Source organism: Lysinibacillus sp. ACHW1.5 (assembly GCF_022014815.1).
Lineage (GTDB): Bacteria > Bacillota > Bacilli > Bacillales_A > Planococcaceae > Lysinibacillus > Lysinibacillus capsici.
Map to the genome: position 1 here is coordinate 1,132,263 of NZ_CP091777.1, position 20,995 is coordinate 1,153,257.

Consider the following 20,995-nt stretch of genomic DNA (forward strand, 5'->3'; position numbering starts at 1 on the left):
GACATTCAGTGTTTAAGGGGGTTATATGAGATGCGAGTTGTTTTTATGAGGAGTAACCCTGTTTCTCCAGATCCAAGGGTTGAAAAGGAAGCACATTGCCTTGCAAAAAATAATTGGAATGTTCACATTTTAGCTTGGGATAGAGATAAAAAATATAAAATAAAGGACCAACTGTTAGAAGGTGATCATGCAATTCGTATTACAAGGTTTGGTATTCCGGCAACATTTGGAGGAGGTTTGAAAAAGAACTTAGTCCCATTTATAAAATTTCAACTTAAACTTTTTCAATGGTTACTTCGCCATAAAAATACGTATGATATGATTCACGCTTGTGATTTTGATACAGCGCTAGTAGGTACAATATGTGGAAAATTACTTCGTAAAAAAGTAATCTACGACGTATTTGATTCGTATACATCACCATTTTATGGACCACAGCGTATTGGAAAGGTCATTGCTAGTATAGATATACGTCTTATGAATAGTGTGGATGCAGTCATTATATGTACAGAAAAGCGCAAAGAACAGATAGCGAAAGCTTCACCTAAAAAAATAGAGGTCATATATAATACTCCACGTTATATAGATTCAAATGATTGCTTAGATTTGAATCCGAAAAAAATAAAAATAGTCTATGTAGGTATACTTACTGAAAATCGATTGATTAGTGAATTGGTTGAAGTAGTAAAGAATACGCCAAGTTATGAGCTGCATATTGGTGGATTTGGTAAGTTAGCTGATACATTGCAACAAACTTCGAGAATGCATGACAATATACACTTTTATGGTAAGTTACCCTATGAAAAAACAATAGAGTTAGAGAATAGTTGTGACATTATGACGGCTATTTATGACCCTACCATTTCTAACCATTATTATGCCGCACCTAATAAATTCTATGAAGCCTTAATGCTTGGAAAGCCTTTGATTATGGTGAAAAATACGGGAATGTCAGAAGTAGTTGCAACAAATAATTTTGGAGAACTTATTGATTACAATAGAGAGAGTTTACAAAACGGAATTGACAATTTGGTAAAGCGTAGAAAAGAATGGCCAGAAATTTCTCGTGAAATGAAGGCGCTGTACGAAGAAGATTATAGCTGGACGAAAATGGAGAAACGAATAACAGATTTATACAGTAATTTATAAAAACGATGCGGGGTATGAGCAGCAAAGGGAGTGGCATGTAGCGACTATCGAACCGTTTTTACAAACGTAAGAGCAATATGAAAATTTACGATAGTATTTTTAGGGGGACTAATATGAAAATATTATTTGTTGCACAAAATTTTCAAATGGGTGGTATCCAAAAGGCGCTAATTAATATGCTAAAAGAAATCAGCCTCTACGAGAAATACGAGATAGATGTTTTTACATTTAGCGGAGGGGAATTAATGAACGATATTCCCTCCAATGTGAAGGTAAATACAGGGAACTTACTGTTACAGCTAATTGCTACACCTTTTGTTGAAGTGAAAAAAAGAAATAACGTATGGCATATTATTTTACGTATTGTGTGTATGATAGTTGTTCGATTAATAGGTTCCCACACCTTCTATTCGATACTTTTAAAAAAACATCGCAATAATTGTCATTATGATATCGCCATTTCTTATTTTAATGATGTACCTAATCAATATTTCAATAAAGGGACCAATTTATTTGTAGATCAATTTGCGATAGCAGATCGTAAGTTCGCATGGATTCATACAGACCCCATTAAAGCGAATTTTAATTATAAGGCTTGTGTTAAAACTTATAAAAATTTTGATCGATTGTTGTGTGTTTCTGCAGCATGTAAGGAAAATTTGATAAATTTTCTTCCAGAATATCAACATAAAATTTCAGTAGTATATAACTTTTTTCCAATTGAAGAGATTAAAGAACTGGCATGTCAATATACACCGTTTCTTAAAGGCGAGTTGGATTTAATATCTGTTGGGCGAATTGAAAATAGTACAAAAAGGTTCGACCTTATTCCACATCTGTGTAAGTTGTTAAAGGAAGCTTCTATAAATAATTTTCGCTGGCGCATTTTAGGGGATGGACCAGACCTACTTTCGAATCAGCAATTAGCTTTGCAACTTGGTGTAGAGGATGTAGTTGAATTTGTAGGGGAAATGAAAAATCCGTATCCATTTATAAAATGTAGTGATGTATTCGTTTTAACATCTGCCTACGAAGGCTACCCAATGGTCATTGGGGAGGCATTAATTGTACAAACGCCTGTTATTACAACGGACTTTGCCGCAGCAGGTGAACAAATTTGTAATGGTCATAACGGATTGATAACAGGCTTTAACATTCAAGATATCTTTCAAGTCATGTCTAGTGTTATGAAAAATACAGAATTACTACACAATATGAAAAATTACATAGAGGAAAATCACTACACAAACAAAAAAGCTCAAGAGCAACTAGTATTGGAGTTTGATGTACATGATAGAATCTAAGAATTTTAGTGTGCTCATTTGTATAATTTCAAGTATCTTCGTCGTATTCAAAATATATACAGGTAGTAATCTATTTCTCTGGTTCTTCTTCCTTTTAACTAGTATGGCGATGCTGCTAGATAAGCAGCAGCATCGAATGGACTATTTATTGTTTTTTATATCGTGGGTGTATGTCATTAAATTCGATATAACAGGATATTCACTGCTTGTTGTACTTAGTTCTTTCTATATTTTGTTAAGTATTTTGACGCTCTTTTTACAAAAGCAAGGTATTTCAAAACGACTCTTATTGACCTATTTTTTATTTGCATTTTATACGGTAGCCGTAACGTTAGTTAGTGGTGGTAATCTTATTGCAGTTTTAGGCTTTGTGTTGAATTATAGTGTGCTCTTTTGTGCAATATTGACCCTCCATGATAAGGCATATTTCAGAAGGTATACGTATATCTATGCATCGGGTTTACTAGCTGCTTCGATCGTTCGATTGATCAGTTATTCTATTCCAGAAATTGATCATTTTATAGAGTCAATGACCATTGTAAATACAGTGAAGACAATGAACTCGATTAGTACAAGATTTACGGGTTTAGATTTAGATCCAAATTACTTTAGTTTGCAAGTATTAATAGCAATGGCTTGTTTATTAGTGCTTTTTAATCTGGATGGAAAAAAGGAGAAAAAGTCAATTGTATTACTCGTAATATTAGCATTTTTTGGCATACTGACCTACTCAAAAATGTTTATTATTACATTAGTCATTTTCATTATGATGACATTTATTGTCTTCATTAAAAATAATGTGAAGACAGCTATTAAATTTTCGTCTTTTATCGTGATTATTTGTGGTGTTGCCCTCTATTTTTTTTACGAGAAGTTATTCGCAATTTATTGGATTCGTTTTTTTGGTTCAGGAATATCGACAGATGCCATTACCACTGGTCGAGTGAGTAGTTGGGGCCTTTTTGTAAATGAAATCTTTCAAAACACGAAAGTATTTATTTTGGGAGCAGGATTTGGCACAAGCTTTGCGAAGGTGAAGATGGCACATACAATGTACTTATCAACTCCCTATTATATAGGTTTAATTGGAGTAGCCTTGTCAGTACTATACATTTCAAGCCTCTATAAAGTACTTAGAGAGAATGTCGGAATTATGAATACACCAGGCTTTCAAATCCTCTCAATTAACGCTATTCCTCTCTATATCGTGTTGATAGCGAATATAGGACTTGATTCATTTGTCATGGATTATTTTCCATATCATATTTTATTAATTATGTTTGCACTGACTATGAGTAAAAGTAAGGGAACTACTATGAATGAGAGGTGAGGTGAGTGCCATATTTAAGCATTATTGTCCCTGTTTATAATACGGAACCTTACTTAAAAATGTGTCTTGATAGTATTATGAGACAGGAGTTCGTAGATTTTGAGTTGATATTAGTAAATGATGGCTCGACTGATAACTGCTCAGTAATCTGCGATGAATATGCCCAATTTGATACAAGAATTACCGTCATTCATCAAGCAAATAGTGGTGCTGTCAGTGCTCGTAAAGCAGGGCTAAGGGTCGCCAAAGGACAGTATATTGGGTTTGTAGATAGTGATGATTGGATTGAAGTTGATATGTATAAATTATTATGTAATACTGCACGTGATTTTGATGTAGATATTGTTATTTGTGACATTGTAGAAAATTATCCACATCAAGAAGTGAAGAGCTCACAGCTTGTCGCGCCCGGTTTGTACAGGAAGGATAGGATGGAAAAAGAAGTATATCCAATTATGCTATATTCGGGCGAGTATTACCGTTTTGGCTTATATCCATCTTTATCTAATAAAATATTTAAAAGAGATCTATTAGAGAAAAATCTCTTTGATGTGGATGATCAAATTTGCATGGGGGACGATGCTGCTTGTACATATCCTAGTTTACTTGATGCACAAAGTATTTATATATTAGAAAATCAGTATCTCTACCATTATCGTCAGCATTCTTCTTCCATGACGGCTAGTTATGATCAGATGTTTTTTAAAAAAGTACTTGTGTTGTATGAACAATTGAAAGTTTTAAAGTACAGGAAAGCAGACCAGGTTCCTAATTTTGCTGAACAACTTCAGTATTATTTTACTTATTTAGTGATGGCAGCGGTGAATAATGAATGGAATAGATTCAACCATAAGCGTTTACATGAAAAGCGTACCTTTATTAAGAAAATGTTGATTCATGAAGCGTTTCATGGATCGTTGCATGCGATTCGTATGACAAATATGCCGCTCAAATCAAAGGTCTATACTTGGTTACTAAAGAAAAAACAAATTCTTTTACTTTTCATGTTGAATAGGCTTAATCGGCGGATCAGTGATTGCAAAAGTTTAATTCCTACTTTTATTAAAAGAAAAGGTGCTTACCAGCATGAGAACTAGGAGAGTAGTTTTAAATTTAATGGCTAATGTATTGCTACAAGTTATTACAGCGGTTATTAATTTTATTTTACCTCGACTATTTATGACAACATACGGCTCTGCTACAAACGGGCTAGTTTCGTCGATTAAGCAATTTTTAAGTTATTTAAAAATAGTAGAGGCTGGGGTTGGTAATGCATCTATAGTGGCACTTTATAAGCCACTAGCCAAGGGCGATAAAGACCAAATAAATGGAATTCTTTCAGCAACTAATCTTTTTTATAGACGTTCGGGTTATGTCTTTGTTGGATTAGTCGCCATTTTGGCTATTTGTTATCCGTTACTAGTAGGAGATGAAGTGAATCCACGAACGGCTCTTTACATGGTACTTATTTTGGGCATTAGTGGCATGTGGGAGTATTTTTTTATAGGGAAATATTTAGTTCTGCTGTCGGCAGATCAAAAAAGCTATGTTATTTTTCGCATTCAAACAATGTTGCTTTTTGCGAGTGCACTATTGTCAGTTACTTTGATAGCATTTGGTTTTTCCATCGTTATTGTTGTTGCTAGTTCAAGTGCCATATTATTACTGGATGTTCTTTTTTTAAGGTTGTATGTTAAAAAGAAATATCCATATTTCAATAGTAAAAATCAAGCAAATAGGTTAGCAATTAAAGATAAATGGGATGCTTTAATTCATCAAATTGCCTCGTTAGTAGTATTTAACACACCGTTTATTTTAATAACGATTTTTCTAGGCTTAACAGAAGTCAGTGTGTTTACTGTTTATAGTATGGTGTTTAATGCAGTCACATTGTTTATATCTACTTTTTCAGGGGCGATATTAGCAGCCTTTGGCGACATTCTTGTCAAAGAGGACAAGGACGTTCTTCGGAAATATTTTCATCATTTTGAATATATTTTTTATGGCATCATTGCTTTTAGTTACACATGTACAGCTATTTTAATATTACCATTTATAAAGATTTATACAGCAGGTATTGAAGATGCCAATTACATAAGGCCTTGGTTGGCAATATTGTTTGTCATTGTAGGAGTAGCGAACACAATTCGGATTCCTGCGAATACGTTAGTGAACGCTGCAGGACATTTTAGAGAGACGAAAAATCGTGCCATTATGGAAGCATTAATCAACCTAGTAGTTTCTCTTGTTTTTGTACAGTATTTTGGCGCAGAAGGAATATTACTGGGAGGAATTTGTTCATATGGCTATCGTACTTATGATTTAATCATTTATTCTTCAAAAAAGATTTTACAAAATTCACCTAAAGATACTGTCAAAAAAATTGTGCAAAATAGTATCTTTGCACTTACTGCAGCGACACCATTTATATTTTTTATCGAGCTCCATATTACATCTGCAGGTTCATGGCTTGTAGCCGCTATATGTATTTCCTTATGGACGATGTTTATTTTATTAGTAGGTAATTTTATTATTGAGCCTCAAACAATGCGAGATATTTTGGTGCAATTAAAGCGAACAATTACCGATAGTAAATAATTTTATCCCTGCATTTAGTAAGGTAAGTAGCATAATAGAAAGGCGATTTGATCCCTTGAAATGGCAGGTGATGGTGATGAAGCGAGAAGTCAAAGAAATATATTTACTACGATTCGTTGCTTGCTTAGGAATTGTGTTAATGCATAGTGTTACGTTGGCATTAAACATGTATGACATAGAAGAAGGTCCACTATTCGTAATCCTGACATCTATTCAGCTGATCTTTATGTTCGGGACACCTCTTTTTATATTTATCTCAGAGTTTGTCATTGCCTATTCCTATTCAGATCGTTTGCCGAAAAAGTTTTATGTAAAACGTTATAAATATATGTTAATGCCATTTCTTTTTACTGGACTACTTGATGCCGTTCTTAAATCAATCGAATCACCTTCTATTGAATTTGCCAAAAAACTAATACTAAATTATTTGGAAGGTGATTTCCATGGTTATTTTATCGTGATCATTTTTCAGTTTTATTTCATACATCCATTTTTTGTGAAATTTATTGCCTCAAGATACCCAGCCTCTCAAGTAATAATGACTGCATTTATCATTAATTTTAGTTACCTAGCCTTTTTTAATTTTTTGGATCCATTTAAGTATTTTCCTGATTTAGCGTATACTAGTTTACAATGGGATTTTTTTAATAAGATGCCATTTCCTGCGTGGATTGCTTATTTTGTAGTAGCTTATTACTGTGGAAAAAATTATGATAAGTTTCTATCGTGGTTACAGCGTTTTCGTTATCTGTTACTAGCAGTATTACTCATCACAGTAAGCCTTTTGCTAACCTCTCAATTATCAGGTATTATTACGGAAGTTCATTCAAAGAGAATAGACGTTATCCTTTATACATTCAGTGTAGCTTTTCTGTTATTTTTCATCGCGAGTAACAGAAGAAAAATGCCGAAATTTATCATTTTTATTAGTCGTTATTCCTTCGGTATATATTTATTACATCCCTTAGTGATTAGCCTACTTAAAATTTTTTTAACGAATTTTATCGAAACATTAAGTGTATTTTCTATCATTGCCATTTCATTTATTGTCAGTATCAGTTGCTCCATTTGTATAACATATATAATGAGTAAATGGAAATTCGGCTCGTTTTTTATAGGGCAACTCAATAACAATGGGGACTCTCATAAAAAAGATGCACCATTTCCCATCCAGAAATCCTAAATAAACTGGTATTTAAGTGTGTGAATGGCGTAAGGTTTGCGTTTTACTTTGCGATTGCCAAAGCAAAGATGGTAAACTAAAAGATGTTATTTAGAGAAAGTGTGGTCTTGCATAATGAAAGTTCTATTTATTGGTGATATTGTTGGTTCAATTGGTCGAGATGCGGTGGAAAAATATTTACCTCGCTTAAAAAAGAAGTATAATCCAGATGTTGTGATTGCAAATGGGGAAAATGCTGCAGCAGGACGAGGGATTACTCGTAATATTTATAATAGCTTGCTGCAAATGGGTGTAGATGTTATTACAATGGGTAATCATACATGGGACAATAAAGATATTTTTGATTTTATCGATGACGCGGATTACTTAATCCGTCCGGCAAACTTTTCAAGTGAAGCACCTGGTAAAGGTATGGTCCAGATTTCTAAAAATGGCGTGACATTATCTGTCATTAATTTACATGGTCGCGTATTTTTACCACCACATGAGGATCCGTTTGCAATGGCAGATCAATTGATTGCAGAGGCTCGACAAATATCTCCACTTGTCTTCGTGGATTTCCATGCTGAAGCGACTAGTGAAAAAATCGCTCTTGGTTGGCATTTAGATGGAAAGGCTTCAGCGGTTGTTGGGACACATACACATGTGCAAACAGCAGATGCAAGAATTTACCCGCAAGGTACAGCTTATATCACGGATGTTGGTATGACAGGGCCGTACGATGAAATTTTAGGTATGACAAAGGAAAGTGTCATCTATAAATTCCAAACAAACATGCCATCTCGTTTTGAAGTTCCGAAAAAAGGGCGAGAGGTTTTAAGTGGTTTCTTTGTCGAGATGGATGATCGAACAGGAAAAGCTATTGCCTGTGAACGCATTTATATAAATGAAGACTATCCATTTCAAGGGTAGATAAGTCGAAGAATGTTTTTTTACGTTTCTTTTACGGGGATATAGGTTTCTTTGTCAAACTAGTCTATTTCCGTTTTGCGGAGCATAAAATGTGCTACGGACAATAACTTGAGGTCCAAAAAGGGGGACATGAGTTGTTGAGCGTAAACACTATTCGCGAAACGGGGAGGAATAATTGTGGATTCATTAAAAGTATCATCACGCTCTAATCCAAATTCAGTTGCAGGTGCATTAGTCGCGGTAATCAGAGAAAAAGGGCAGGCAGAAATGCAAGCAGTTGGGGCAGGTGCACTTAACCAAGCCGTGAAAGCAGTGGCCATTGCACGCGGATTTGTAGCGCCAAGTGGCACAGATTTAATTTGCGCGCCGGCGTTTGCCGATATTTTGATTGCTGGAGAAGAACGAACAGCATTGAAGCTGCTAGTAGAAAAACGTATTCGATAAAAAAGTAATGAAGTAAAATGCTCTGTCACATACTATTGTGGTGGAGCATTTTTTCGTTTTCCTGTTTTACATATGATAGTTGTCACTTGAAATAGGGGCGTGATTTTGCTTAGATTTGAAAATTACAACTTTATGAACAGGATTTTCAGTCAAAGGTCTGATTTTCGCCTAAATCGTGGAGAAACAATAGTCCAGACGGTTTCTTCGTGTTAAACTTATGAAGGAAAAATAATAGTACACATTGGATTTAAGGAGTTGTTGACATGTTACATCAGCTTTCATGGAAAGTCGGTGGGCAACAGGGTGAAGGGATTGAGAGTACAGGTGAGATTTTCTCAATGGCAATGAATCGTCTAGGTTATTTCCTATACGGTTATCGTCACTTCTCTTCTCGAATTAAAGGTGGCCATACGAATAATAAAATTACAGTTCGTCCAACAGAAGTACGTTCAATTGCGGATGATTTAGATATTTTAGTGGCATTCGATCAAGAAACAATTGATGTCAATTATAAAGAGCTTACAGAAAAGGGTATTATTTTAGCCGATGCAAAATTTGATCCTGTTAAACCTGAGGATTCTAAAGCACCATTATTTGCAGTACCGTTTACAGAAGTAGCAGCAGAGCTTGGTACTTCGTTAATGAAAAACATGGTGGCTATCGGGGCAACTGCATCATTGCTAAACCTAGAAGATGCAGTATTCCAAAATGTTGTCGATGATATTTTTGGTAAAAAGGGCGAAGAAGTCGTTCAAAAAAATATGGAAGCCATTACACGTGGTCGTCAAATTATGAATGAGCTATTAGTTGATCGTATAGGCGAATGGGAGCTTGCACCTGCCGATGGTAAACGTCGTATGTTTATGATTGGGAATGATGCGATAGCACTTGGTGCATTAGCTGCTGGGACACGCTTTATGGCAGCATACCCAATTACACCTGCTTCTGAAATTATGGAATACTTGATTAAAAAATTACCGAAATTCGGTGGTACGGTCATCCAAACGGAAGATGAGATTGCAGCAGCAACAATGGCTATTGGTGCAAACTTTGGTGGTGTACGTTCCTTTACCGCTTCAGCTGGTCCTGGTCTTTCATTGATGATGGAAGCAATCGGTCTTTCAGGTATGACAGAGCAACCTTTAGTAGTAGTGGATACACAACGTGGAGGCCCTTCAACTGGGTTGCCAACTAAGCAAGAACAATCTGACTTGATGGCTATGCTTTACGGTACACATGGAGAGATTCCTAAGGTAGTCATTGCACCTTCGACGATGGAGGAAGCTTTCTTTGATACGATCCAAGCATTTAACATTGCAGAGGAATTACAATTACCAGTAATCTTAATGACAGATCTACAATTATCCCTAGGAAAACAATCTGTAGAGCCATTTGATTATGATAAAATTGAAATTCGTCGCGGTAAAATTGTGATGGATGATCTTGAGGAAGCGGCAGATAAAGCCTACTTCAAGCGTTACGAAGATACAGAAGATGGTATTTCACCTCGTGTATTACCAGGTACATTACATGGTATTCATCACGTTACAGGTGTTGAACATGATGAAACAGGGAAGCCATCTGAGGCAACGGGTAATCGCCAAACTCAAATGGATAAACGCTTCCGTAAATTAGAGAGCTTGAAATTTGATAACCCAGTCTTTGTCAATGCACCACATGAGGAAGCCGATATTTTATTAGTAGGCTTTAATTCAACAAGAGGAGCTATTGAAGAAGTGCAAGAACGTTTGAATGCACAAGGAATGAAAGTGAATCATGCACATATTCGTTTAATTCACCCATTCCCTTCTGCAGAAATAGCACCTCTTGTTGCACAAGCGAAAAAGGTGATCGTTGTAGAAAATAACTATACAGGTCAATTAGCTAATATTATGAAGATGAATGTTGGTGGTCACGATAAAATCGCGACAATCACTAAATATAATGGTACACCATTCTTGCCAGGTGAATTAGAAAATCGTGTGAAGGAGTTGACTCGCTAATGGCAACATTTAAGGATTTTCGTAATACAGTGAAACCAAACTGGTGCCCAGGCTGTGGAGACTTCTCAGTACAAGCAGCTATTCAACGTGCTGCTGCAAATGTCGGCATTGAACCAAATGAACTTGCTGTCATTTCAGGCATTGGATGTTCAGGTCGAATTTCAGGATATATCAATTCTTATGGATTCCATGGTATTCATGGTCGTGCACTACCAATTGCACAGGGATTGAAAATGGCTAATCGTGATTTACATGTTATCGCTTCTGGTGGTGATGGTGATGGATTTGCGATTGGTATGGGGCATACCATTCATGCCATCCGCCGTAATATTGATATAACTTATATTGTAATGGATAACCAAATTTATGGTTTAACAAAAGGTCAAACATCTCCACGTTCAGCTGCTGGATTTATTACAAAATCTACACCAGGTGGAGCGATTGAGCCATCATTGAAACCATTAGAGGTAGCATTAACAAGTGGTGCAACATTTGTGGCGCAAGGCTTTTCTACAGATATTAAAGAATTAACAGCACTAATTGAAGCTGGTATTAACCATAAAGGTTTCTCATTTATCAATGTCTTTTCACCTTGTGTTACGTATAACAAAGTGAACACATATGATTGGTTTAAAGAAAATTTAACAAAATTAGCAGATGTTGAAAATTATGATCCCTCAGATCGTGGTATGGCAATGCGTACAGTAATGGAACACGAGGGTTTAGTAACAGGCATTATTTATCATGATACGGAAACAACGTCGTATCAAGAAAAAGTACCTGGCTACTCTGAGTTACCATTAACAGATATCGATATCAAAATGAGCGAAAATGATTTTAATGATTTAGTAAAAGAATTTATGTAAAATTGATAGAATCGAAGCATTTGGAATGAAGTCATTCCAAATGCTTTTTTTCATGCTTTAGAAAAGAATTACGAGCGATTGCGGATAAACGCATGGCTAACCCTAGTAATTGTTAGGGGATCCTTATGAAATCCTTATATTTATTTTTTACACTAAGGTCATCGAAAGGATGATGACTAATTATGAAAGACTTGATTTTGAAAACAAACAATTTGAATAAAGCGTTTAAAGGACAAAAAATCGTCGATAATTTATCGTTAGAAATTAAACGTAATTCAGTTTATGGCTTACTTGGACCTAACGGAGCGGGAAAATCTACAACCTTAAAGATGATAACGGGCATGCTACGACCTAATGCTGGAGATATCATTTTTAATGGACATCTATGGTCACGAAAAGATCTGCAGGATATCGGGGTTTTAATTGAAACACCCCCCTTGTATGATAATTTAACAGCTGAAGAAAATCTAAAAGTTCGAACGATCGCGTTAGGCATACCACAAAGTCGGATTGACGAAGTATTGGAGATTGTAGATTTAACGAACACGGGGAAAAAACGAGCAGGTCAGTTTTCTTTAGGAATGAAGCAACGTTTGGGCATAGCAATTGCACTGTTAAACAAACCGAAACTGTTAATTTTAGATGAGCCAACAAATGGTTTGGATCCAATTGGTATACAAGAGCTTCGTAAGCTCATTCGCTCATTTCCAGAACAAGGTATTACTGTTATATTGTCTAGTCATATTTTGCCTGAGGTAGAACAAGTCGTGGATGATATTGGCATTATTGCTGGTGGCAAGCTTGGCTATCAGGGACCAGCTCCACAAGGTCATGAATTAGAATCACTATTCATGCAGGTTGTCACTGCCAACAGAAAGGCAGGTCATTAGCATGTTAGCCATCATAAAAGCGGAACAATTAAAGTGGAAGCGAACTTTTATTCCCAAACTACTTTGGCTTACGCCACTTATAACCTTACTTATAAGCGCTGTACTTATGGGAGGTGAATATTTTCAAACAGGAGCTTATAACTGGTGGTATACGATGCTTCTGCCAGGTGCACTGACAATTTGCTGTGCCTTAGTGATTGAAAAGGATAAGAAGTTGAAATACCATAGTATACTTGCACTACCACTTGGCCTCAAAAGGGTTTGGTTAGGAAAAATACTTTCATCAGGTGTATGGCTTGTCCTTATCACTAGTATGTTCTTTGGAGGCATTACAGCAGGGGGCTGGCTATTTGGTCACAGCTTACCAATCACAAGCAGCCTATTAAGTTCTCTAGTTATTTTCGTAACGTTTTTGTGGCAAATTCCCTTATGTCTTTTTTTGGCAGCTAAATTAGGAACCTATTTGGCTATTTTGTTCAATATAGTGGCCAATATCATTGGAATTGTAGTATTTGCAGATGGAGAGCTATGGTATTGCTATCCCTTTGCAATTGGTGCACGTTTATTATGCTCAACTCTCGGCATATTACCAAATGGTCTACCAGTACCTGAGGGTAGTTCCTTACTCAATCATGATGTTATATTTCCTGGCTTATTGATAACGATCGCTTGGTTTATCATAATCGCTTCACTCACGACAAAGTGGTTTCAAAAAAGGGAGGCAAAATAGAAAATGGACATGGTACGATTATTGAGAGCGGAAATTCTTAAAACAAGACGAACTCCATTACTACTTACCCATCTACTTGTCCCCATTGTTATTTCTGGACTGTTTTTAGCTTATTATTCCTATTCACCATGGGATTTTCACGGAAAAGTAACTGCCTATTTTCAAGGCCTAGCGTGTGGACTACCTATTATTATAGGATTAGTATGTGCAATGGCATCTGAGCAGGAAGCAAACGCTGGTCGTTTCCAAGGTCTGCTAGCTACAACAAACATAAAAATAAAGACATATATGAGCAAGCTTATCTTATTATTATTGTTTAGCTTTGGAGCCATCTTTCTATCTATAGCTATTTTTAGTTTTGGCTTTAGAGAACTATTACATGAAGTAGATTTGGGCTATTCATTTTATAGTATGGCTGCTTGTATTCTATTCGGCAGTCATGTGATTTTCTATATGTTACATTTATTTGTAAGCTTCCAATTTGGTAAAGGCGCTTCGATTGGTCTAGGTATTGTAGAAGCCCTACTGGTCGCCCTATTGCTGACAGGCTTAGGGGATGGTATTTGGCCCTTTTTACCGTATGGATGGAGCGGTCATTTTGTTTCTTTATGGATTTTATCATCGACAGGAACAAATTTAACATTGCTCGAAGCAAGTATCCAGACTAGTATAATATGGTGCTTAGGTGGAAGCATACTAGCTTTTGCATTATCTTGCCTATGGTTTTGGAGATGGGAAGGTAGAGCAGCTGAAAATTAGAGGGTGAATTATGGCAAATATATTAGTAGTGGATGATGAAGTGGATATTTTAATGCTGATAAAAAATGCACTTTATAAAGATAATCACTTGGTAACCATTGTGTCTAAACCGACAGAAGTAGGCAAGATGGATTTAGGTTCCTTTGATTTAATTTTGCTTGATGTGATGATGCCTATTATGGATGGCTTTACATTGTGTGGGCAAATTAGGCATGCTGTAGATTGTCCTATTCTTTTTCTTACAGCTAAATCCTTAGAAGAAGATGTGATGTATGGTTTAGGCCTAGGCGCAGATGATTATTTGATTAAACCATTTGGCATTGGAGAGCTACGGGCAAGGGTGAATGCGCATATCCGACGGGAAAGCAGAGAGAAGCGGAACATCCTTTATAGCGATAAAGTTCACTTTAATCTTTCTGGTAAAGAATTGTTTGTTCAGAATGAGCGCGTTCTGCTAACTAAAAGTGAGTATGAAATATGTGAATTTTTAGCACGTCATCGCGGGCAAGTTTTTTCTAAAGAACAAATATACGAAACGATTTTTGGGTTTGATGGTAAAAGTGACAGTACAGCGATAACAGAGCATGTCAAAAATATTCGGTCAAAGCTACATGCGTTTGACATAGAAGTCATTGATACCGTTTGGGGGATCGGCTATAAATGGAGACGATAAAACCGAGGAAAGGAACACATCTTCATACATTTTTCCTTAGATATTTATTCTTTCTTTGCTTAGGTATCATTTTATTAGTGGCACTATTAATCGGTCTATTTATGTTTGCCTTTTCAGCTAATATTATTTTACCTGCAAATTATGCAGAGTCACAAATCACTTTAGCAAAAGATCGTATTGCTACAAGCAGTTCGGTAACGGACGAGATGATCCCTGATCTTGTAGAATATGCAGTGGTTTCAAATCAGGGAGAGTTTATTTCAGGCAATTTAACAAAAGAAGAGGCTTCCTATGCATGGCAGTTAAAACAAAAGGGAGAGAAGCAAGGAAGTTCTCAATTTTATGCATTTATTGAGCGCGGACAAGAAATATGTATTTTACGCTATAGTTTAGTCCCTGAATATCGCTCTGCTATCATAAGAAATTATTTACCTAACCCGCAATTAACGGTTTTATTAGTTTTTATTATTGGAGTTGTTGTACAAGCAGCAGTACTTGCTGTTCATTTTGGCAGAAGACTAAAACAAAAAATGATGGGTTTACAAGAAGCTATTGAAAAAATCCAACATCAAAATTTAGATTTTCATTTAAAACCATCTGGGATTCGAGAAATTGATGATATTGCTCTTTCCTTTGAGCAAATGAAGGAAGCATTAAATACTTCATTGACACAACAATGGCAGGCAGAAAGATTGCGCAGAGAACAAATTTCAGCACTGGCACATGACCTGAAAACCCCATTGACGATTATTCGGGGAAATGCCGAACTTTTATTGGACACTGCCCAAGATGAAATGCAAAAAGAATTTAACCATTATATATTAAAAAATACGGTTGAAATTGAAAAGTTCACAAAGCAATTAATGGATCTTTCGAATGTGGAGCAAGGTGTTGTCACATCAAAATCGAATGTAGCCATGCATTTATTTATTCAAAAGGTCGAACAACAAATGAAAGCTCTTGCTTTAGAAAAAAATCTTAAAGTTAGTGTAGAAAAGATCAGGCTACCTACTTCCATTATGATAGAGGAAGAGCCTTTTTATCGGGCTCTATTAAATGTGATTGTCAATGCAGTTGAGCACACACCAAATAACAGCAAAGTCACTTTATCTGTTGAAGGAAAGGAGAATGTTATTCATTTTACTGTGAAAGATAGTGGTACTGGTTTTTCAGCAAAAGATTTAAAAGAGGCTACCAAACAATTTTATCGTGGAGACCCAAGTAGAAATACAACAAATCATCATGGTTTGGGCCTTTATATTGCAGAGTCAGTCATTAAAAAGCATGATGGGGTAATAACACTCGCTAATGATTCGATAACGGGTGGAGGAAAAGTGACAATCATTATTCCTGTTATGAGGATGTAGTAGCAGTTTATTTTTTCCAATTTACTTCAGGCAGAGATTAAAGTCATTGCCCTAATGAAGTTCTTCATGTTACCCTAGTAATAAATTTAGTCCTTTTTAATGGAAGTAAGGTTTTACAACTAACTATCCTTATAAAGGGCTTTTTTTATAGAAAAAAGTTTTAAGGGTACTTAAATGGAGGAGTTTTTTTATGGCAGAAAGAGGTAGACCTAAAGGCGCAAGTGGAGAAGAAAGTCGCGCATTATTACTTGAAATTGCAGCGAAAGAGTTTGCGCAGCATGGATATCATGAAACGAAGGTGAGTACTATAGTAAAAAGTGCATCATTAAGTCAGCCTACTTTTTATCTGTACTTTAAAAATAAAGAGGCCATTTTTGAAGAATTAGAAAATCTTTTTCGCTTACGAATGATGGATTTAGCCAAAAAAAGCCGCTTACAGCCTGCATTAGAGCAAGCAACAGTAAGAGAACGTATTATCCATAACGTTAAGGAATTATTAGCGTTTTTTGCTAAGAACCCAAATTTAACACGGATTGGATTATCTTTATCGTCAAAGGCTGATGAAATAAAGGCACAAATCGTCAAGCAAATAAAAGAGAATCTGGATTATGAAGTAGATGCTGGCTACTTTCGGAAAGATTTAGATACACATATCGTTGCAGAGTGCTTAATAGGTATTATTGAGCGCTTAACATTTGTTCAATTACTGCCAAAGCAAAAAAAGCCAGAAGAGATAGCCCAACATATTGTGAATTTATTGGTAGATGGTATGTTGCCTAAAGAATAATCTGCAAAATAATCATGCTATTGGCAAAGAAAGTAAACATCTTGTTTTTTAATTAAATATTATTTATGAGTTATTGTTTTACAATTGATTCAATTTACTAGTAGAAGCAACATATCAGAAAAGAATGGTATGAATAGATGGTCTAATGGATAGAAGAATTTAAAAATAAATCATGCTATTATCTAAGAGTAAGAAAATACTGATTTTTCTATTTTTCTAGTTGTATATTACTTCAGAGTAATATAAAATCTAAAATAAGTAGTGATTATCATTAGCTTATCTGATGGTTGTTCACTCAATAAAAAATGAAAGTGAGGTGAAAAATAATGATGTTTCCACCACCAGTTAATTTTCCAAAAGGGGATACAAAGCCCTTCGGTAAATAATTATTACCTTAAGGTCTGACTTTTTAGTCAGACCTCCTCTTTTGAAATTTAACCAGGAAGGCTGTTTACCATGCTTGAACCAATATATGAATTAGAAAATGTAACTTTCTACTATAAAAAAGGTAAATTTAGAGCAAATAATGGCATTTCACTGACTATATATAAAGGTGAAATAATTGGGTTATTAGGACCGAATGGCGCAGGAAAAACGACACTGATAAAGCAAATGATAGGACAGTTAGCACCAACAGAGGGATCCGTGAAATTTCATCAACAAGAAGTATCTAAGAATCCGAAGTATGTATTGAAACAGATTGCCTATTATTCACAGGAGACTTTTGCTTTATCATTTTTAAAAACATGGGAAGCCATTTATTTTACGGGTAGATTAAAGGGGCTTTCCAAAAAAGAGTCGAAGCAACAGACAGATAATATTTTGCTGAGGTTAGACATGGAAGCTTATCGAGATAAGCTATTGTCAAAGCTTTCGGGTGGTCAAAGAAGACTCATTAGTTTAGGAGCAACTTTGATTGGTCAGGCATCCGTTATGATTTTGGATGAGCCTACAAATGAGTTGGATCCATTAAAACGGAAATTAGTATGGGACATCATTCGTGAGCTTAACCAAAAGGGTACAACAATTATTTTAGTCACTCACAATATTTTGGAAGCTGAAAAAGTTGTTCATCGTGTAGCTGTTATAGATAACGGAAAGCTGTTAGCCATTGACCATGTCGAAAAGCTAAAGAGAAGAGTAGACCAAAGAATGCGTTTAGAAATTTATGCACAGGAGGCCTCTATTCACTATATCCAAGACAGACTGAAAGCTTTTGGACAAGCAGAATTAGTAGAGGATACAAAACTCACGATATTAATCGAGAAAAATATGGTTCGTACTATTGTTGAAATAATACAGGATGAGACGTTGAGCATTAGCCAATACTCTCTATTTCCACCGAGTCTAGAAGATGTCTATTCATTACTTCAAGAACAGCAAAGGAGTGAATAGTTAATGAATGCCTTTAGTCAATTCTTTGTTGAATTACTTATTTTATTTCGTATACAAATAGCTATTGTAAGGCATCAATTATTATGGATTATTGCAATGTCTTCCATTTTCCCAATAGTTACTTTAGTTTTTCTCGAATTTTTACTGGGTGAATCTAGCTCTGAACAATTAGCACGATTAATTATCGGTAATATGATTTTTAGTATTCTATTAATGGGGATGAATATTTTAGGGCAGGATATCTCGTATCAAAAATTTGGGGGCTACTTTACATATTACTCGTCTCTTCCCATTCGAAAGGTTAATTTTATACTATCTTTATTATTTTATGGAATTTTAACTTCCTTACCATCTTTTGTCATTGTATTTACATTTGGTCAGCAAATTTATGGGGTGAATCTTCATTTTGAGTGGCTTCTACTACCAGTTGCTTTATTGGCGATTTTTAGTGTAGTAGGCATTGGTGTATTAATGGGTTTTTTATCTCCAAATCCTCAATTTACAAATATTGTAGCGCAATTTTTGTTGATGTTTGTTACTTTCTTAACACCAGTTATGATTGAACTGAAAGACCTTCCCATCGTTCTGCAGTGGATTTCCTACGTGTTACCTACAACATATGTAGCGAATGTATTACACGGTATGTTAACTGTTGGATGGACCAATTCTACATACATAGATGTTCTTATCTTACTTATTTTTTCCTGTATTTCTTATCTATTGATCAGTAAAAAAATACATTGGCGTGTTCAATAAATTATTTGAATAGGGAGTTAAATTTATAATGAAAACTTTTGAAACTAAGATAGAGCAGTATGCTGAATTGGTCATAAAAATAGGTATTAATATTCAACAAGGACAGACTTTAGTGATTTCTGCCTCGATAGCTGCTGCCGATTTTGTTCGGAGGGTTTGCCGACATGCCTATCTCAATGGTGCACATTATGTTTATATAAAGTGGATTGATGAAGAGCTTGCTCGAATTGAATTTGAATATATGACAGAGCAAGGCTTAGCCTATACACCAGATTGGCTTGTGAAGGGGTATGAAGAAATGGCGAGTAGTGGTGCTGCTTTTCTTTATATTATTTCACCCCACTTGCAAAATATGGAGGGAATAGACCCTGTAAAGGTAGAAAAAGCAGAGTATGCTTCTGCACTTGCTTTTCGTTCTTTTACCGAAAGATTGATTGGAATGGAAGTTAGTTGGACTGTTATTGTTTATCCGACGGAGCAATGGGCAGCATCTATTTTCCCTGATTTAGAGCCCAAAAATGCTCTTGAGGAATTATGGGAAAAGTTTTTTGAAATACTCAGATTAAATGAAGAGAGCCCACTACAAGCCTGGGAAAAGCATGTTGAAACATTAAATAAAACAGCCACGTTCTTGAATGAAAAGTATTTCCGTTATTTACATTTCATTAGCGAAGACACAAATTTAAAAATAGAACTACCACAAAATCATCGTTGGGTAAATGGCCTGGAAACGAATGACAAGGGAAGCTCATTTATTTGTAATATGCCAACTGAAGAAATTTATACAACACCACTCAAAAGAGGGGTAAATGGAATAGTCAAAAGTACAAAGCCATTAGTTTATGAAGGGCAGATCATTGATCAATTTACACTTACATTTAAAGATGGAGAAATTATAGATTTCTTTGCAGAAAAAGGGATGGATGCATTACAAAGTATTCTTCACAAGGACGAGGGTGCTAGATATATAGGTGAAGTTGCATTGGTTCCTCATGATTCTGCAATCTCTGCGAGCAATCTACTGTTTTATCATAATTTATTCGACGAGAATGCATCCAGTCATTTAGCCTTTGGGCAAGCCTATACTTCAGGCTTGAAAGAAGACGGTTTAAACTTAGAAAACATAAATAATAGTATGATCCATATTGATTTTATGATAGGCTCACAAAACTTGCAGGTTAATGGAATACGTGAGGACGGTACTGCCGAAGCGATTTTAGTAAATGGTAAGTGGGTAACGAAATAAGGGGGAAGATGAATGGAAATAGTGCAGTGTAAGACTGATAAGGATTATGAAAAATTCGCTGTTTTCTTTTTGCAAAATAGAAATATATTTGATGATATGTATCCGATTTTAGATACACTTGGTAGTTTATATGTCATGATAGAGGAAACAAATCTGCTTCTCTTTCAAAATATACACGAGGAAGTATTTGCTGCAGCAAGCTATACATTGGGTGTAAGAGAAGATCAATTTAAAAATAAACATATCGTTTTTATTGATTGCGCACTTTTAAAGAAAGAATATCAAAATACTCGATCCTTTGTTAAGGGTTTTCTACAAATGCTAAAACATATTTTAGAAGAACACCCAGAAGTGAAGGAAGTCCAATTTTATGCTTATCGCCATCATGGCTATATTCACCGTCTTTATAAAAAGTTTGCCACTATTATAGATGAAAAAGAAGGATATTTTGGAATGCAAGATGTCTTCTCTGTGGAATTTTACAAATTGACTACTTTTTTAGAGGAATTTAATAAAAAACAAACCATTTAAACGGAATGGATAAAGGGCTATTTCAGGCAATGTTTCTATAAAAAATGCTACAATAAAAGAAAAAAAGAGGCG

At 35.4% G+C, this 20,995-nt stretch carries 20 protein-coding genes; all 20 read left to right on the plus strand.

Annotated elements, in window-relative coordinates; genetic code table 11:
* Positions 1-30: 30 nt before the first annotated feature.
* Complete coding sequence (locus L6W14_RS05245; protein WP_237899683.1) at positions 31-1,149, plus strand: glycosyltransferase family 4 protein; 1,119 nt, start codon at positions 31-33, stop codon at positions 1,147-1,149.
* Positions 1,150-1,262: 113 nt separating this feature from the next.
* The gene (locus L6W14_RS05250; protein WP_237899685.1) at positions 1,263-2,453 is read left to right on the plus strand and encodes a glycosyltransferase; all 1,191 of its coding nucleotides are present in this window, start codon (positions 1,263-1,265) and stop codon (positions 2,451-2,453) included.
* Entirely contained in the window at positions 2,440-3,783 is a 1,344-nt protein-coding gene (locus L6W14_RS05255) for a hypothetical protein (RefSeq protein ID WP_131521857.1), read from the plus strand. Before L6W14_RS05250 ends, L6W14_RS05255 begins: the two co-directional genes overlap by 14 nt.
* Before the next feature lie 5 nt (positions 3,784-3,788).
* Positions 3,789-4,880 carry a glycosyltransferase family 2 protein gene (locus L6W14_RS05260; RefSeq protein ID WP_131521856.1) on the plus strand — a complete coding sequence of 364 codons (1,092 nt, stop codon included), beginning with the start codon at positions 3,789-3,791 and terminating at the stop codon, positions 4,878-4,880.
* Positions 4,870-6,381 (plus strand): lipopolysaccharide biosynthesis protein, encoded by a 1,512-nt coding sequence (locus tag L6W14_RS05265; RefSeq protein ID WP_131521855.1) that lies wholly within the window; start codon positions 4,870-4,872, stop codon positions 6,379-6,381. The genes L6W14_RS05260 and L6W14_RS05265 overlap by 11 nt, the downstream gene beginning before the upstream one ends.
* A gap of 76 nt (positions 6,382-6,457) precedes the next feature.
* Positions 6,458-7,564: an acyltransferase family protein gene (locus L6W14_RS05270; RefSeq protein WP_131521854.1), complete on the plus strand. Its 1,107-nt coding sequence runs from the start codon at positions 6,458-6,460 to the stop codon at positions 7,562-7,564.
* Between the two features lie 114 nt (positions 7,565-7,678).
* Positions 7,679-8,476 (plus strand): TIGR00282 family metallophosphoesterase, encoded by a 798-nt coding sequence (locus L6W14_RS05275; RefSeq protein WP_048391507.1) that lies wholly within the window; start codon positions 7,679-7,681, stop codon positions 8,474-8,476.
* Between the two features lie 177 nt (positions 8,477-8,653).
* Positions 8,654-8,920, plus strand: a complete 267-nt coding sequence (locus L6W14_RS05280; protein ID WP_004224903.1) for a stage V sporulation protein S — start codon at positions 8,654-8,656, stop codon at positions 8,918-8,920.
* A 263-nt stretch (positions 8,921-9,183) separates the two neighbouring features.
* The gene (locus tag L6W14_RS05285; protein ID WP_131521853.1) at positions 9,184-10,923 is read left to right on the plus strand and encodes a 2-oxoacid:acceptor oxidoreductase subunit alpha; all 1,740 of its coding nucleotides are present in this window, start codon (positions 9,184-9,186) and stop codon (positions 10,921-10,923) included.
* A complete protein-coding gene (locus L6W14_RS05290) occupies positions 10,923-11,789 on the plus strand; it encodes a 2-oxoacid:ferredoxin oxidoreductase subunit beta (protein WP_131521852.1) in 867 nt (288 codons plus the stop codon). Before L6W14_RS05285 ends, L6W14_RS05290 begins: the two co-directional genes overlap by 1 nt.
* A 182-nt stretch (positions 11,790-11,971) precedes the next feature.
* Entirely contained in the window at positions 11,972-12,679 is a 708-nt protein-coding gene (locus tag L6W14_RS05295; protein WP_237899687.1) for a lantibiotic protection ABC transporter ATP-binding protein, read from the plus strand.
* A 1-nt stretch (position 12,680) separates the two neighbouring features.
* Positions 12,681-13,409, plus strand: a complete 729-nt coding sequence (locus tag L6W14_RS05300) for a lantibiotic immunity ABC transporter MutE/EpiE family permease subunit (protein WP_131521850.1) — start codon at positions 12,681-12,683, stop codon at positions 13,407-13,409.
* Between the two features lie 3 nt (positions 13,410-13,412).
* Positions 13,413-14,168 carry a lantibiotic immunity ABC transporter MutG family permease subunit gene (locus L6W14_RS05305; protein ID WP_237899695.1) on the plus strand — a complete coding sequence of 252 codons (756 nt, stop codon included), beginning with the start codon at positions 13,413-13,415 and terminating at the stop codon, positions 14,166-14,168.
* A gap of 10 nt (positions 14,169-14,178) precedes the next feature.
* Entirely contained in the window at positions 14,179-14,841 is a 663-nt protein-coding gene (locus L6W14_RS05310) for a response regulator transcription factor (RefSeq protein ID WP_103117599.1), read from the plus strand.
* Positions 14,829-16,208 carry a sensor histidine kinase gene (locus tag L6W14_RS05315; protein WP_237899697.1) on the plus strand — a complete coding sequence of 460 codons (1,380 nt, stop codon included), beginning with the start codon at positions 14,829-14,831 and terminating at the stop codon, positions 16,206-16,208. Before L6W14_RS05310 ends, L6W14_RS05315 begins: the two co-directional genes overlap by 13 nt.
* Before the next feature lie 190 nt (positions 16,209-16,398).
* On the plus strand, positions 16,399-16,995 hold the full coding sequence (locus tag L6W14_RS05320; protein ID WP_131521846.1) for a TetR/AcrR family transcriptional regulator: 597 nt from the start codon (positions 16,399-16,401) through the stop codon (positions 16,993-16,995).
* Positions 16,996-17,451: 456 nt separating this feature from the next.
* Positions 17,452-18,390 (plus strand): ABC transporter ATP-binding protein, encoded by a 939-nt coding sequence (locus L6W14_RS05325; RefSeq protein ID WP_237899700.1) that lies wholly within the window; start codon positions 17,452-17,454, stop codon positions 18,388-18,390.
* Positions 18,391-18,393: 3 nt separating this feature from the next.
* Positions 18,394-19,146 (plus strand): ABC transporter permease, encoded by a 753-nt coding sequence (locus tag L6W14_RS05330; protein WP_131521844.1) that lies wholly within the window; start codon positions 18,394-18,396, stop codon positions 19,144-19,146.
* 28 nt (positions 19,147-19,174) lie between these two features.
* Positions 19,175-20,392 (plus strand): aminopeptidase, encoded by a 1,218-nt coding sequence (locus tag L6W14_RS05335; RefSeq protein ID WP_131521843.1) that lies wholly within the window; start codon positions 19,175-19,177, stop codon positions 20,390-20,392.
* 12 nt (positions 20,393-20,404) lie between these two features.
* A complete protein-coding gene (locus L6W14_RS05340) occupies positions 20,405-20,923 on the plus strand; it encodes a hypothetical protein (protein ID WP_237899701.1) in 519 nt (172 codons plus the stop codon).
* Positions 20,924-20,995: the final 72 nt, after the last annotated feature.